This is a genomic window from Colwellia sp. 12G3 (genome assembly GCF_002836775.1).
Taxonomy (GTDB): domain Bacteria; phylum Pseudomonadota; class Gammaproteobacteria; order Enterobacterales; family Alteromonadaceae; genus Colwellia.
The window spans coordinates 53,524-68,096 of sequence record NZ_PJAQ01000002.1; the positions used below are offsets into that span (position 1 = coordinate 53,524).

The window sequence follows — 14,573 nt, forward strand, 5'->3', positions numbered from 1 at the left end:
AAATTCAGTATTTATTAATTTTTCTGTTTTAAAGGCAACTTTAATCAAATTAACCTGTCAGACAAGGGTGCTATTTGCTATAATTTTGTTGTCTAAATAAAAACTTCCAACCTCAGCAACAAAACTTATCTAGGAGTAAGTAAATGGCTTTAATTTCAATGCGCCAAATGCTCGACCATGCGGCAGAATTTGAATACGGTATTCCAGCATTTAATGTAAATAACTTAGAGCAAGTACGCGCAATTATGCTCGCTGCTAGTGATACTGATAGCCCTGTCATCATGCAAGCATCTGCAGGTGCCAGAAAATACGCCGGCGCACCTTTTTTACGCCATTTAATTTTAGCCGCGATTGAAGAGTTTCCACATATCCCAGTGGTTATGCATCAAGACCACGGTACTTCTCCTACAGTTTGTCAACGCTCAATCCAATTAGGTTTTTCATCAGTAATGATGGATGGCTCTTTAATGGATGATGGTAAAACACCAAGCAGTTATGAATACAATGTAGATGTAACGCGTCGTACTGTTGAAATGGCACACGCTTGTGGTGTTTCTGTTGAAGGTGAGTTGGGTTGTTTAGGCTCTCTTGAAACTGGTATGGCTGGTGAAGAAGACGGCGTTGGCGCTGAAGGTATATTAACAAAAGAACAAATGTTAACAGACCCTGAAGAAGCGGCTGACTTTGTTAATAAAACTCAAGTAGATGCACTAGCAATTGCGTGTGGTACTTCTCACGGTGCATACAAATTTACCCGTCCACCTACTGGCGATATTTTAGCGATAGATCGTATTAAAGCAATTCATCAACGTATTCCACAAACTCACTTAGTAATGCATGGCTCTTCATCTGTACCACAAGATTGGTTAGCGGTTATCAATGAATTTGGTGGAAAAATCCCTGAAACTTATGGTGTACCTGTTGAGCAGATTCAGCAAGGTATTAAACATGGCGTACGTAAAATCAATATAGATACAGATTTACGTTTAGCGGCTACCGGTTCTATTCGTCGCTTTTTAGCTGAAAATCCAAGTGAGTTTGATCCGCGTAAATTTTTACAAGTATCAACTAACGCTATGTACGATATTTGTAAAGCACGCTATGAAGCATTCAACACTGTTGGTAATGCGAGTAAAATCAAACCTATAAGTCTTGATAATATGTTTGACCGTTACCAAAGTGGTCAGTTAAAAGCTATCATCAAGTAAAATTATTGTACAAAGTAGTTACAATGACTATTCATTAAAAGGGCTTCGGCCCTTTTTTTATGCTCGAAAAAAATAAAGTAGTTAGGTATAATCACCTTAATATAATAACCGTTCATTTCTATTAAGTAATTTCCCAAAATGTTTTCTCGCTTTATCCTACTCCCTATTCTTGCAATTTATTGCGCTTTACCTCAATTGTCTTATGCCCAAGAAACAGAAAATAGCTCTGCTGATGCATCAGACATATTATTTAGCCTTAAAAAAGCTGATAAATCACAACAGCCAGCATCTGGCACCTTGTTTACCGCCTCAGCACAATTTGGCTTTCTTTATTTAACAGGTAATACTCGTAGTGCCGATATTAAAACTGGCTTAGATCTACGTTTTGAAAGAGGTCTTTGGCGCAGTTTCTTTGTTTTTGATTTATTAATAAAAAAGACAGAAACAGAAAACGAAATTAGCACCGATGAAATTCGCAAAGATTTTGAGACTACCGATAACAAATGGAGCATTGCTTCGCAAACTAACTACACGCTTAATGCAGCTAAAAAAAACTATATTTATGGTAGTTTATTCTATGAAGAAAACCGCTTTTCTGGTTTTGATTCGCAAGCTTCAATGTCAGCTGGGTGGGGTCGTCGTTGGTTTGAAACGAAAGAAGCCAGTTTTGATGCGGATGTTGGTCCCGGTTTTAAAAGAGACGTTACTCAAGTTACCCCTGAACAAATAGCAACAGGTATGATAAGTAAAACGCAAGACACCCTTATTTTACAGGCACAAGCGCTTTATATTAGAAAAATGAATGAACACATTGAGTTTAAACAACTCTTCGTTGTAAAACACGCAATAGAAAAAGGGCAAAACAGTATTTACAAAGCTGAAAGCTCAATCACCAGTAAATTAATTGATTCGCTGCAACTGAAACTTAACTTTATTATCGATTACAACTCGAAAGTCGATGATGATAAAGAAAATTTAAATACCGAAACATCTGCGGTACTTATTTATAGTTTTTAGTTTTTAGTTTTTAGTTATATTAGAGCTAAGCAGCAAACATCAAGTTAGCTGCCTAGCTCAAACGAATGCCGTTTAAACTTATTTAAATCTTCAGCCAAAAGCTCAACGCTCTGTTCATCAATCAAATAAGTGCAAGTACCTGATGCGTTAAATTCATAACAAACACTCATAAATTGCTTACCTTGCTCCGTACTATACAAACCAAACTTAAACGTAACACCATTCATCCACTCTGATACATACTCATTAATATGCTGCACTGTTAAGTGTTTTCTAGGAATAACTGCTGCACGCCAGTGACGATATTTATTCTAATACCAAGTTGAGTAAGTTCTTTCCCACTCAGCCAGAATTAAAAGGTTTAGAGGCAAGGCATTGATTGAAGAGAATGGTTATTCAGGAGAATATGCTCCTGCATTCTCTAAGAAGCTACATATATGTAGCGTCCTTATCAAAATCAATAACGCTGTATGTAAACCTTTTAAACTCGCCCTCTGGGAGCTTTCTCGATGTTCGCTAACATCGTTAAGTTTATTTGATTTAGAATGACTAAACCGAAACAAATTTGCCTTGTTAATGAACATCGAGCAGATCTCTGAGTTGGGAAGAAATTTAATCAAATTGGTATAAGTAACGCTTAACAAACAGCCCTTGGTGTTTTTATATATTATAAAAGCCTCCATTTACTGTGGTTAATAATCCCAATATCAGTACATTTACACCCTAAATTGGGATTTAATTAACACTGAATTACGACGAAACTGATTAAAACCCACTAACAAGCTGTTATTTAACATAAAAAACATAACTAAAAAGATGGCATAGAATTGGCATTACATAAAGTAGAACGGGATGATTAGAAAGTTAGCTTAATAAATAAGTTCTTAATTAAATTAAAAATCCTAAACAACAATGAATGATGAAACAATAAAGGAATTATTATGAAATCGATCACTACACCTTTTAGTAAAATGGCACTAGCATTATTTCTTTCGGTAAGTGGCATGTTACTTAGTTTATCAGCGCTAGCCATTGCAACTGATAGTGTTAAACATGAAGTACATACTGTGGAAGTAGAAACAAAAGCCCAATCAGTGCTCATATCACAATAAGTATTGGTGTCTATTGAATGAGCATTACGGTATCAACTGTTGCGCTAAATAACTTACAATAATTTTCAGCCATAGCGTGGTATAAAAGTAAGAGCAGGTCAGATATTTTTTATAATATGGGAGGCACTATTTTCTTCCTCCCTATAAATATGATATTAGTTTGCAAATAAATGAATCCAATAACTAAAGGCATTGCAGGTTTATATGATTATTACTATTCTTACGTCTAAACAACAAATTGAATTAAATTAAATTAATCATGATGATTTCACCTGTAACGATTGATGAAAAAAAACGAATTAAAGCACTTTATGACTATGCAATCCTTGATACTGAGGCTGAAAAAGCATTTGATGACTTAACGTTACTTGCCTCTGAAATTTGTGAAACACCTATTGCCTTAATTAGTTTAGTCGACCCTACACGTCAGTGGTTTAAATCAACCGTAGGACTTGATGCATTTGAAACTGAACGAGATATTGCTTTTTGTGCCCATGCGATACACGAACATAATATTTTCGAAATCCCCAATGCTTTAGAAGACGAAAGATTTGCAGATAATCCTCTAGTAACTGGAGCCCCCAATATTAGATTTTACGCAGGAGCACCTCTAGTCACTCCTGATGGTTTTGCCATTGGCACTTTGTGCGCGATTAGTGATAAACCTAAAAAACTTAATAGTCACCAATTAAAATCACTCGAAATTCTAAGCCGAGAAGTTATCACTCAAATGGAACTTAGAAAAAAAGTGTCTGAACTTAAAAAAGCGAATGACTTTACTAACGACTTTTTATCAAATATGAGTCACGAAATTCGTACCCCTTTAAATGCAATTCATGGCTTTAGCGAACTATTATCTGAACGTTGCAACAAGCTCAAATTCCCCTCAGATATACAAGATTATGTTGCAGAAATTGACTTTAGTGCTAAACACTTACTTTCTATCGTAAATTCCGTTTTGGATTTAAGTAAAATTGAATCAGGTAAAATGGAGTTAGCACCAACATGGTTTCAAGGTCATCAATTTTTAAAGAACACTAAGAATATGATGGAAGGTCAAGCGACCGCTAAAGACATTAAATTACTGCTTGAACTTGATAATAATGTCCCTGAATACTTTTATTTTGATGAAGGTAAATTAAGCCAAATACTGATTAACCTAATCAGTAATAGTATTAAGTTCACTAAACAAGATAAAAAAATCACATTAAAAATCAGTTATAGAAATAATGATTTGATTTTTAATATAGTGGATGAAGGCATTGGTATAACCGATGAAAATCAAAATAAATTATTCAATAAGTATCAACAAGTTGGCGACAATAAAAATATAGAAGGTACAGGGCTTGGCCTATCTATAACAAAGAGCCTTGTTGAATTGATGGCCGGTAAAATAACCTTAACAAGTAAAAAAGATGTTGGAACAACTGTATTAGTAACGTTACCACAACCAGCCAATCAACCTAGCGTTAATGATATAGAAAACAAAGCTAAACCTTTACAAAAAATTCAACAATTAAATATTTTAGTAGTTGAAGACAATGCAATAAATCGTAAATTAGCTAAAATAATTCTAGAGCATATGGGACAAATTATTACTTTTGCTGAAACTGGCGAGCTTGCTTTAGACATAACAAAGACTCAGCAATTTGATCTTATACTTATGGATATCCATATGCCCGGTATTAATGGCGTTGAAACGAGCCATAAAATTCGTGAGAATAATATATTAACTCCTATAGTAGCCTTAACTGCTGACATTTTTGAGATTCAAAAAGATGATGCTAATAGTTTCAAATTTGATGACTATTTAACCAAGCCTATCAATAAAAAACAATTAGAGCATTGCTTACGCAGACAATATTAAATAACCGTAAAGTCGGGGTTACACGTTTGCATAAATTGAAGTTCTTTCAATCACATTTGCTTGCCTATCCCCTTTAACCTAAAATAGCCGTAATTAAAATTTCTCTTCAAATAAAAAGGTCTCTACATGGCTCAGCCGTTACCAGATAAATTCATCATGACGATGAATCGAGTTTCTAAAGTAGTTCCACCAAAACGTACTATTTTAAAAGACATTTCTCTTTCATTTTTCCCTGGCGTTAAAATAGGTGTTTTAGGCTTAAACGGTTCAGGTAAATCTACCCTACTTCGCATTATGGCCGGTCTTGATACTGAATTTGAAGGTGAAGCGACCGCATTAGCTGGCACTAACATAGGTTATTTACCGCAAGAACCAATCCTTGACGAAACAAAAACAGTGAGAGAGATCGTTGAAGAAGGCGTTGCGACCGTTAAAAATGCGTTGGCACGTCTTGATCAAGTGTATAACGAATATGCTGAAGAAGGTGCTGATTTTGATAAGCTTGCCAAAGAGCAAGGCGAGTTAGAAGATATCATCAATAGCAACGATGGTCATAATATTGATAACGTACTTGAGCGTGCAGCTGACGCTTTACGTTTACCTGAATGGGATCAAAAAATTGGCGTATTAAGTGGTGGTGAACGTCGTCGTGTAGCTCTTTGTCGCTTATTACTTGAAAAACCAGACATGTTATTACTCGATGAACCAACTAACCATTTAGATGCAGAATCTGTTGCATGGTTAGAGCGCTTCTTGCATGACTATCCTGGCACTGTGGTTGCCATTACCCATGATAGATACTTCTTAGATAATGTTGCTGGTTGGATATTAGAACTTGATAGAGGACACGGTATCCCTTATGAAGGTAACTACTCTTCTTGGTTAGAACAAAAAGATGCTCGCCTTGAACGTGAAGGTAAAACGGAAAGCGCATTACAAAAAACCATCAAGCAAGAACTTGAATGGGTTCGTTCAAATCCAAAAGCACGTCAATCTAAAAGTAAAGCCCGTTTGGCACGTTTTGAAGAGCTTAACAGCCAAGATCATCAAAAGCGTAATGAAACTAACGAACTTTACATTCCACCTGGACCACGTTTAGGTGATAAAGTTTTAGATGTGAATAACTTAACTAAATCGTTTGGCGATAGAGTGCTTATTGATGATTTAAGTTTTAGCGTTCCTAAAGGTGCTATCGTCGGTATTATCGGGCCAAACGGTGCAGGTAAATCAACGTTATTCAAAATGATGTCAGGTGCTGAAAAACCAGATTCTGGTAATGTAGTACTGGGTGAAACCGTTAAACTTGCCAGTGTTGATCAGTTCCGTGATGACATGGATAACAGCAAAACGGTTTATCAAGAAATATCACAAGGCCATGAGATTTTACAAATTGGTAATTTTGAAATACCAAGTCGTGCTTATGTAAGTCGTTTTAACTTTAAGGGTAACGATCAGCAAAAGATCATTGGTGACTTATCAGGTGGTGAACGTAACCGTGTTCATTTAGCTAAGCTTGTTCAAACAGGCGGTAATGTATTACTACTTGATGAACCAACCAACGATTTAGATGTTGAAACGTTGCGTGCACTTGAAGAAGCGTTATTAGAGTTTCCAGGTTGTGCTATGGTTATTTCTCATGACCGTTGGTTCCTAGACCGTATCTCCACGCACATTCTAGATTACCGTGATGAAGGTAAAATCAACTTCTATGAAGGTAACTTTACTGAATATGAAGCTTGGTTGAAGAAAACATTGGGGCCTGCGGCTACAGAACCACACCGAATTAGATACAAAAAAATAGGTTAATCACCAAATAAAAATAGCCCTGACTAGTTCCTTAGTAAACTTGTTGTGATTAGTTGATAAAATTCGCTAACCTAAACTAATTGAAAGCCAGTTAAAATTTTGATTTTAACTGGCTTTTTTGTGCCCAGTAACTTTTTACTTTTCAATAAAATGGGGCTATGCTAAGTACACACAGTAGCAAATTTATTAGTCACAATGGAAAGTATACATGGACAATAGACGACAATTTACGCGTATTTTATTTTCAATAAGTGCAGAGATTGAAATTGAAGGAAAGACATATTCGGTGTCTATTCATGATATTTCACTAAATGGTGCCTTGGTTACGGCCATAGACAGTGAAGAGTCATTGAAAGGTAAACTCGGTACTTTACATTTTGTACTGTCAGACAAGGAGTCAGAAGTGACCATGAACATTGCTGTGGTCCACGAAGAAAAAGACGAGACAGGTTTGCAATGTAATGCCATTGATATCGACAGTGTTACCCATTTACGACGCTTGGTTGAACTCAACCTTGGGGATAGCGAACAGCTAAATAAAGAGTTGAGCCAGTTATCACGCGTAAGCTAAATATGAGTTAGTGCTTAAGTTTAAGTCACTAGTTAAATTGACGTTTAAATTAACCTTTAATACATATAAATTTTCCATCTATTTACCCTGACCTTTTAGGAGTCTTAATGAATCATTTAGTTATTTCTTGTATTGGCCCTGATCAAACAGGCCTAGTCGACACCTTATCCAAAATAATTTCCAAGCATCAAGGCAATTGGCAAGTCAGTAGCTTGCATCATTTATCAGGTTTTTTCGCCGGCGTTATTGAAGTTGCCGTGGCAAGTGAAAAAAGCGAAAACTTAATCAGTGAATTAAAAGCAATTAGTGGTTTGAGTTGCCAAATTGAAATGGCTGAGCCTAACTTACCTGACGTGGTTAGTAATTTAGTACTAGAGATTACCGCTAATGATAGGCCGGGCATAGTACAAGAAGTTTCCTCGGTCATTCATCATCAAAGTGGTAACTTGCTCAAGCTAGTAAGTTCAACAAATAGTGCCGCCCATAGTGGTCAAGAGCTATTTAAAGCGAAAGTTCAAATTGCCATTGATGATAAATCGGTTGATGCACTTATCAATGCACTAGAAAATATTGCTGATGACTTGATGGTCGATATTTCCCGCTAGTCTTTATAAAAAACGAGTGTCATCAGCACTCGTTTTTTTATGCCTATTTCACTTTCTTTATTTTTAGTGAAACATTTTGACTTTAAGATAAGCTTGCTAAGAATTCAGCGGCTTTATGAATATCTCGGCTACGCTTCATATCTGGCAAACTCTTTAAGAAGGTTGCGCCATAGGGTTTGTTCACTAACCTATCATCACAAATCACTAATACCCCACGGTCACTCACATCACGAATAAGTCGCCCTACTCCTTGTTTTAACGCGATAACCGCTTGTGGTAATTGAATTTGTGTAAAAGGCTCTCCGCCTTGACGTCTAACATCTTCACAGCGAGCCTGCAGTAAAGGATCATCCGGCGAAGCAAAAGGTAATTTATCAATAATGACACAAGTGAGTTTATCGCCGCGAACATCAACACCTTCCCAGAAACTCGCCGTAGCCAGTAATATCGCACTGTCTTGCTCAACAAACTGCTCAAGTAGTTTTCGCTTGGCCATTTTTCCTTGTACTAATAACGGATTATCAATACTTTCAGCCAAGGCTTCAGCTACCTGATGCATAACCCGATAACTGGTAAAAAGCATAAAACAGGCACCTTTACTGGCTTTAATCAGCGGCTGAGCAAGCTCGGCAAGTTTTAACGCGCGGTTTTGATCATTTGCTTGGGGTAAATAACGTGGCACCACCAACTGTGATTGAGCTTGATAATCAAAGGGGCTATCTAGCATCAATTGTTTTGCACTTTGCAAACCTAAGTGTTGAGCAAAGTGATCAAAACTATTATCAACTGCCAAGGTGGCTGAAGTGAAAATCCAACCGGCGCCAGACTCTTTAACAACAGCACTAAACTTATCGCTAACCGTTAACGGGGTTTGATGTAATACCACACTTCTTGGCGTGGTTTCATACCAAAAACTCATGCCGTAAGCTTCTACATTTGCCATGACATCATACTGAGCAAGTAGGTTGACAGCGCGGTCAAAGCAATTATCTATCGCTTCGTTTCTTGAAACACACAGTTTTATCACTTGATATAGAAAATCTAAATCAATTTTTAGGTTAGCGAATTTTTGCTGGAATTGAACTTGTTTATACTTTTCGCGCCAATTACCACGCTCAGGATCATAGTTAAATAACAGGCGAAATTCTTGGCAGGTTTTCTGTAATTTTTCTGCAGCCAATCCTAATTGTTTAACATCGGTTAAACTACTGCGGTGCACTTGTAATACGTCAGTGCATAAGTCTACCAGCTGTTTACTAGAAAAAGCCTCGCCAAAATACTCACTGGCGATATCGCCTATTTGATGCGCTTCATCGAAAATCATTACCTGAGCTTTAGGAATAAGCTCACCAAAGCCCGTGTCTTTTAATGCCATATCAGCAAAAAACAAATGATGGTTCACCACTATAATGTCGGCGTCACTGGCTTTTTGACGTGCTCTAACCAGATGACATGCTTCATAATCAGGGCAATCTCTTGCCAGACAGTTATCTAAAGTACTCGTTACCAAAGGAAAAATACTGGAGTCTTCACTAACATTAACTATTTCGCCAATATCGCCACTTTGCGTGCCATTTGCCCAGGTTTTTACTTTAACCAGATCTTGCAACATTTGCGCATCAAGTTGACCACGACTATCTTGGTACTGCGCTAACCGGTAGTTACATAAATAGTTTGCACGACCTTTTAATAAGGCGACTTGCGCATTACTCGCCAGCGCCTTTTTGATTAAGGGAATATCTTTATGAAATAGTTGCTCTTGCAAGTTCTTAGTCCCAGTTGAGACTACAATTTTTTTAGGTTTTTTCGGATTTAGCGCTAAAAAGGCAGGGATCAAATAGGCGAAGGTTTTTCCGGTCCCCGTTCCAGCTTCAACGATAAGTGATGATTCGTTGTCTATTGCATGAGCAACATCAAGTGCCATATCAGTTTGCGCCTGACGAGGAGAGAAGCCTGTAATGGCTTTAGCTAAAGCGCCATCATTGGCAAAGGCTTTGCTTACACTAGAAAATGTATTATTAGTTGGGGCTGTCATGATTAAACAAATATTAGCATGGTACTTAAAGGCAGTTAAATATCACCATTAAGCAGATAGGAATAGCTAAACATTATATACACATTGCTAATCAAAGTGCAGGATTTCAGTGGTATTTAAATGCTTCGATACCCCTTATGTACTATCTATTGATTAGATAATCCCCTCGTTTAGAGCAATTAACACGGCGCGCGTTCTATCTCGGGTATTTAGTTTAGACAGAATATTAGAAACATGGTTTTTGACTGTGCCTTCAGCCAGAAAAATACTTGCTGCTATTTCTTTATTAGAAAAACCGCCGGCCATCAATTTTAAAATTTGTCCTTCTTTTTCAGATAACTTTTCCAATACAGGAGAAATATCAAAGCCTTTATTTATTTGTTTCATTACCACTGGCTCAGCAACGAAGCCTCCATTTGCTAATGTTTTTACTGCATTAACGAGCTTTTCTAGCGAAACATCTTTCAGTAAAAAGCCATTAGCGCCAGCTTGCAAACTTTGCATGAACAACTCGCTATCATCAAAAGTAGTCAGCATTAGGATAGGTAATGAGTTACCTTGGGATCTTAATATTTTTACCAACTCAATGCCTGATATTTTTGGCATGCGAATATCAAGTAACAGTACATCCGGTTGCTGCTCGCTAAGCTTAAGCTGTGCTTGCTCACCATCTTCGGCCTGCCAAATAATATTAATATCGTCACTTAAGGTTAATAAGCCCGCAATACCCTGTCTTACCAATTGTTGATCATCAACCAAGGCAACATTTATAATTTTATGTTCGGGATTGTTTTTAGTCATAATTATCTTCCACTTGAATTTTTAAGGTACAACCCACCGGCGTTTGAATCAGTTCAACTATACCTTGAAAGTCAGCTAAACGTTCTTGCATGCCAATAAGACCACTGCCTATTTGCTTTTCTACTTTATGACTTTTCTGAGTAGCTGACTTATCTGTAGACTGCGACACACCATTATCAGCTAAATAAAGGCTAAGTTGCTTATCTTGTTTCTCAACTGATAAGGTAAATTGATTCGCCTTACCATGGCGTATGGCATTACTTACCCCTTCCTGTAAGCAAAACATCAATTGTTGCTTCAAAGAAAGTGCATTAATTTCAGGTGAAGACTCCACGTTAAGCTGGCATTGAGGTAGCTGTTCAATAAGGTCAGATAATTTTTCTACTAGGTCAAACTGCTCTTCACTACGCATTTCTTTCACTACTTCACGTACGTCTGATAATAATGTTTTAGCTTGAATTAGATTTTGCGCTAACAAAGGCTTAAATTCATCAGGGACCTTATGTCGACTTACTTCAAGGTTTAGTGCTAAAGCAGTTAATTGATGGCCAATAACATCATGCAAGTCTCTTGATATTCTCAAGCGTTCTTTACGTTGTGATGATTCTTTTAACATAAATCGCGCTGCTAATAACTCTTGATTAATAGCACTAAGATCTTCTTTTGCTTTGACTTCTCGTAAGTTACTTTCAATAGCCGAAAAGCCAAATATTTGCAGCATGAAATAAATAATGACATGAAAAAATGCATTAAGGATATGACCATCGTATTTTATAAAAAAGTGCGCCGCCGTAATAGCAACCATGATGTACATCGCTTCACGTCGACTAAACCTTGACGGTAATTGCGTGGCAATAAGCACTAATAAAATTGGTGCAATATCGTATTCATCAAATTTAACCAAGAGCAGTACTAAAATCACTTGGCATAAGAGTATTAACTTATCACGTTTTGGGTAGTCTATTGACTGAGAGGAAACAATGCAGGCAAAAGATAGATAAAAAGCTAAGAAACCTATTAACTTTAAATAGAGCTCTGGACCTGTAGGTAAATTATTCAAAGAGAGGAAGCAAATAACTGACCAAGTAAAAAACCCAGACAAGTGTAATAGCCAGTCTTTATGTAAATGTTCTGGAATTAATGACTTAAACATAGTTAATTTTACCGTGACTTCTTAGTGATAATGACAAAAACGCTTTAGTTTCAAAGTTAAATGATACTAGCGCGTTTGTTAATAGCCGTTGATTTTATACTAAAATAATTCTATTTGAATTTCTGTTTTTTCTTTCACGGTAAATTTAGCTTCTTGGTAATTAGGTGAGCCAAATCTACCGACATTATTACTAAAGCCATACCCTTCTTTTGGAATACCGATAAAATTAAAATCTAATTTTTGGTTACTATTTTCATCTTGATAGATTTTAATGGCATATTCACCCGCAGGTAAGTCTTTAAAAACCACTTGCTCTTGTGTTTTATCAGCTTTTACTCTTGAGCCAAAGCTTGCTTTCCCTTGACTAAATGCCTCAGAGCCTGAATATAACCCTACCATGACATGACCTTTACCTTGATTAACATCACTAATATTTATCGTTAACTCAGCAGCAACCGCTTGTTGGCCCATCACTGCGATTAACGATAATGAACTAATTGTTGCTAGTACTAAACTACTTGCTGAGAAAGTGATCATTTTTTTAATAGACATAATATTTTCCTTTATTTCATTGATGCTTGACTTGAGTGATGCTCTTCAGGAGCAGCTTAGCAATAACGTCTGGCTAAGCTATATTGTTTCGACAAGGTAATGATAGGTAATATCGTTATCAGCTACAGGTGCCATAAGTCATCTTTTAATCGGCTTGTTTTCATGACTTTTGGCATGCCATTAAAAAAACTATAACTTATCTGTGGATCTTCACAAATAGTGAAAATGATTGAATCGTATTTTATGGGCTGTCGTTAGATTGGTTAAAATAATTAAAGTTCTGCGTCAAAAGTAGTGAGAAAATTATAAAAAACTTCACAAATCGCAAGAAAATAATGGCTACTAAGTGCGCTTCAATGTCATTAACTTAAGCTTAATTTATGCATTTACAATAAGTTAGCTAGTTGCTAACCTAGCTATGAATTAAAAATAGAGAGAAATCACCAATGAGCTGTTCAGTATTTAATTCAAATAGTACAAAAGTTAACCAATAAAATTCATTCAACTGAATTTTTAGAAAATCACCGCAAAAAAACTACAGATTTCACTCGAAATAGAACCCTTACTTTTCCTCGTTTAATGAGTTTTATGTTGAATGCTCTCAATGGTTCAATTCAAGCTGAACTCGTTCGGTTTTTCAATGTTATCGATGATAGCTACTTGTCGACAAAGACAGTTAGTACTGCGGCTTTTTGTAAAGCCAGAATGAAACTATCTCATCAGGCATTTATTGAGTTAAACGATGATCTAGTTCAAACGTTCTATGACACTGCAACCATTGATAAATGGCAAGGACATAGATTGTTAGCGGTTGATGGCTCAGTCACACAATTACCTATCTCTAACGAACTACTTGAGCATTTTGGTAAAGCTCGCCCACATGCTGCTATGCCTCATGTTCGTCTTTCACAACTTTATGATGTTAAGAATAATATTACCCTAGATTTACAGGTAGAGAGCCACTCAACAGGAGAGCGTAAAATGGCGCTAAAGCATTTAAATAAAACGCAAACAGGCGATTTAGTCGTTTACGACAGAGGTTATCCTGCCGTTTGGTTTTATAAATACCATAGGCTAAAGAATGTTGATTTCTGCATGTGTATTGTTAAAAGCTCAAATGTGGTTAAAGCTTTCTTAGCAAGTGGGAAATATAGTGATATCGTTGATTTTCCTTGTATCGAGAAGTCTCTTCGTCGATGTAGAAAAGATAAAATATCGACCGAATCACTACGTTTAAGATTAGTACGAGTTGACCTACCAGGTGAGCCAGAAGTTTTGGTTTCATCATTAACAGATCTACAAGCTTATCCTACTGCTCTTTTTGCTGATTTATATTTCCAACGTTGGGGTGTTGAAGAAGATTACAAAGTATTGAAAAGTCGCCTCAATATTGAGAATTATTCTAGCGTTTCTGTTGAAGGTATTTTACAAGACTTGCACGCTAAGCTATTAACTAAAAACCTTACAGCTTCTGCGATCCATGATGCAAAACGAAAAGTAAAGAAGCCTAAAATATAGGCTATATCAATATAAAATCAATTTCACCTTTGCGATAAATCAGCTCAAAGATAATATAGTTCGCTTCACAATGAAGCTAGCTGAACTTGAGCTTTATGAACTGATGATAAGTAAAATATCAAAGAATTTAAGTGTTATTCGACCTGAGCGTAAATTTTTTCGACAAGATAAGAGAAACAAGACAAATAAGTACCCAATGAATTATAAACGTATGTGTTAAATCCTTAAGTTAATGACATTGAAGTGCGCTTTGCGGAAGTAAGTCAACGGTCTATCCCTATGTCTGCTTACATCTCATAAACGGTCGTGTTTGCGAGTTATATGCTAA

The 14,573-nt window shown here is 36.5% G+C and carries 13 protein-coding genes; 8 read left to right on the top strand and 5 right to left on the bottom strand.

All coding sequences use genetic code 11. The features are described from left to right. Window positions 1-143 precede the first annotated feature (143 nt). Together fba and CXF71_RS00660 are read left to right on the top strand one after the other, a co-directional pair. A complete protein-coding gene (gene fba / locus CXF71_RS00655; protein ID WP_101231068.1) occupies window positions 144-1,208 on the top strand; it encodes a class II fructose-bisphosphate aldolase in 1,065 nt (354 codons plus the stop codon). A gap of 138 nt (window positions 1,209-1,346) precedes the next feature. Then, window positions 1,347-2,225: a DUF481 domain-containing protein gene (locus CXF71_RS00660; RefSeq protein WP_101231069.1), complete on the top strand. Its 879-nt coding sequence runs from the start codon at window positions 1,347-1,349 to the stop codon at window positions 2,223-2,225. A 44-nt stretch (window positions 2,226-2,269) separates the two neighbouring features. On the opposite strand, the gene CXF71_RS00665 is transcribed toward CXF71_RS00660, so the two are convergent. Continuing rightward, window positions 2,270-2,485: a hypothetical protein gene (locus CXF71_RS00665; RefSeq protein WP_198559794.1), complete on the bottom strand. Its 216-nt coding sequence runs from the start codon at window positions 2,483-2,485 to the stop codon at window positions 2,270-2,272. Between the two features lie 681 nt (window positions 2,486-3,166). On the opposite strand from CXF71_RS00665, the gene CXF71_RS21390 reads away from it, so the two are divergent. The 5 genes from CXF71_RS21390 to CXF71_RS00685 all read left to right on the top strand — a co-directional run bounded on the left by CXF71_RS21390 (window position 3,167) and on the right by CXF71_RS00685 (window position 8,186). Continuing rightward, window positions 3,167-3,337, top strand: a complete 171-nt coding sequence (locus CXF71_RS21390) for a hypothetical protein (RefSeq protein ID WP_157826671.1) — start codon at window positions 3,167-3,169, stop codon at window positions 3,335-3,337. A gap of 259 nt (window positions 3,338-3,596) precedes the next feature. Then, window positions 3,597-5,204, top strand: a complete 1,608-nt coding sequence (locus CXF71_RS00670; RefSeq protein WP_101231070.1) for a GAF domain-containing hybrid sensor histidine kinase/response regulator — start codon at window positions 3,597-3,599, stop codon at window positions 5,202-5,204. Between the two features lie 126 nt (window positions 5,205-5,330). Next, window positions 5,331-7,010, top strand: a complete 1,680-nt coding sequence (gene ettA / locus CXF71_RS00675) for an energy-dependent translational throttle protein EttA (protein WP_101231071.1) — start codon at window positions 5,331-5,333, stop codon at window positions 7,008-7,010. A 208-nt stretch (window positions 7,011-7,218) separates the two neighbouring features. Then, the gene (locus CXF71_RS00680) at window positions 7,219-7,581 is read left to right on the top strand and encodes a PilZ domain-containing protein (protein ID WP_101231072.1); all 363 of its coding nucleotides are present in this window, start codon (window positions 7,219-7,221) and stop codon (window positions 7,579-7,581) included. A gap of 107 nt (window positions 7,582-7,688) precedes the next feature. Further along, window positions 7,689-8,186 carry a glycine cleavage system protein R gene (locus CXF71_RS00685; RefSeq protein ID WP_101231073.1) on the top strand — a complete coding sequence of 166 codons (498 nt, stop codon included), beginning with the start codon at window positions 7,689-7,691 and terminating at the stop codon, window positions 8,184-8,186. Between the two features lie 82 nt (window positions 8,187-8,268). On the opposite strand, the gene CXF71_RS00690 is transcribed toward CXF71_RS00685, so the two are convergent. The 4 genes from CXF71_RS00690 to CXF71_RS00705 form a co-directional block, all read right to left on the bottom strand. Then, window positions 8,269-10,221 carry an ATP-dependent DNA helicase gene (locus CXF71_RS00690; protein WP_101231074.1) on the bottom strand — a complete coding sequence of 651 codons (1,953 nt, stop codon included), beginning with the start codon at window positions 10,219-10,221 and terminating at the stop codon, window positions 8,269-8,271. 153 nt (window positions 10,222-10,374) lie between these two features. Continuing rightward, complete coding sequence (locus tag CXF71_RS00695) at window positions 10,375-11,022, bottom strand: response regulator transcription factor (RefSeq protein ID WP_232771326.1); 648 nt, start codon at window positions 11,020-11,022, stop codon at window positions 10,375-10,377. Beyond that, a complete protein-coding gene (locus CXF71_RS00700; RefSeq protein WP_101231076.1) occupies window positions 11,015-12,175 on the bottom strand; it encodes a sensor histidine kinase in 1,161 nt (386 codons plus the stop codon). Before CXF71_RS00700 ends, CXF71_RS00695 begins: the two co-directional genes overlap by 8 nt. Before the next feature lie 99 nt (window positions 12,176-12,274). Then, window positions 12,275-12,727, bottom strand: a complete 453-nt coding sequence (locus CXF71_RS00705) for a DUF2141 domain-containing protein (protein WP_198559795.1) — start codon at window positions 12,725-12,727, stop codon at window positions 12,275-12,277. Window positions 12,728-13,222: 495 nt separating this feature from the next. On the opposite strand from CXF71_RS00705, the gene CXF71_RS00710 reads away from it, so the two are divergent. Next, entirely contained in the window at window positions 13,223-14,245 is a 1,023-nt protein-coding gene (locus CXF71_RS00710; protein ID WP_157826672.1) for an IS4 family transposase, read from the top strand. The last annotated feature ends 328 nt before the right edge of the window (window positions 14,246-14,573 follow it).

Coding starts and splice junctions, on each gene's coding strand:
- ettA (WP_101231071.1), top strand. CDS start 5,331: ATGGCTCAGCCGTTACCAGATAAATTCATCATGACGATGAATCGAGTT.
- CXF71_RS21390 (WP_157826671.1), top strand. CDS start 3,167: ATGAAATCGATCACTACACCTTTTAGTAAAATGGCACTAGCATTATTT.
- CXF71_RS00705 (WP_198559795.1), bottom strand. CDS start 12,727: ATGTCTATTAAAAAAATGATCACTTTCTCAGCAAGTAGTTTAGTACTA.
- CXF71_RS00660 (WP_101231069.1), top strand. CDS start 1,347: ATGTTTTCTCGCTTTATCCTACTCCCTATTCTTGCAATTTATTGCGCT.
- CXF71_RS00695 (WP_232771326.1), bottom strand. CDS start 11,022: ATGACTAAAAACAATCCCGAACATAAAATTATAAATGTTGCCTTGGTT.
- fba (WP_101231068.1), top strand. CDS start 144: ATGGCTTTAATTTCAATGCGCCAAATGCTCGACCATGCGGCAGAATTT.
- CXF71_RS00670 (WP_101231070.1), top strand. CDS start 3,597: ATGATGATTTCACCTGTAACGATTGATGAAAAAAAACGAATTAAAGCA.
- CXF71_RS00690 (WP_101231074.1), bottom strand. CDS start 10,221: ATGACAGCCCCAACTAATAATACATTTTCTAGTGTAAGCAAAGCCTTT.
- CXF71_RS00700 (WP_101231076.1), bottom strand. CDS start 12,175: ATGTTTAAGTCATTAATTCCAGAACATTTACATAAAGACTGGCTATTA.
- CXF71_RS00685 (WP_101231073.1), top strand. CDS start 7,689: ATGAATCATTTAGTTATTTCTTGTATTGGCCCTGATCAAACAGGCCTA.
- CXF71_RS00680 (WP_101231072.1), top strand. CDS start 7,219: ATGGACAATAGACGACAATTTACGCGTATTTTATTTTCAATAAGTGCA.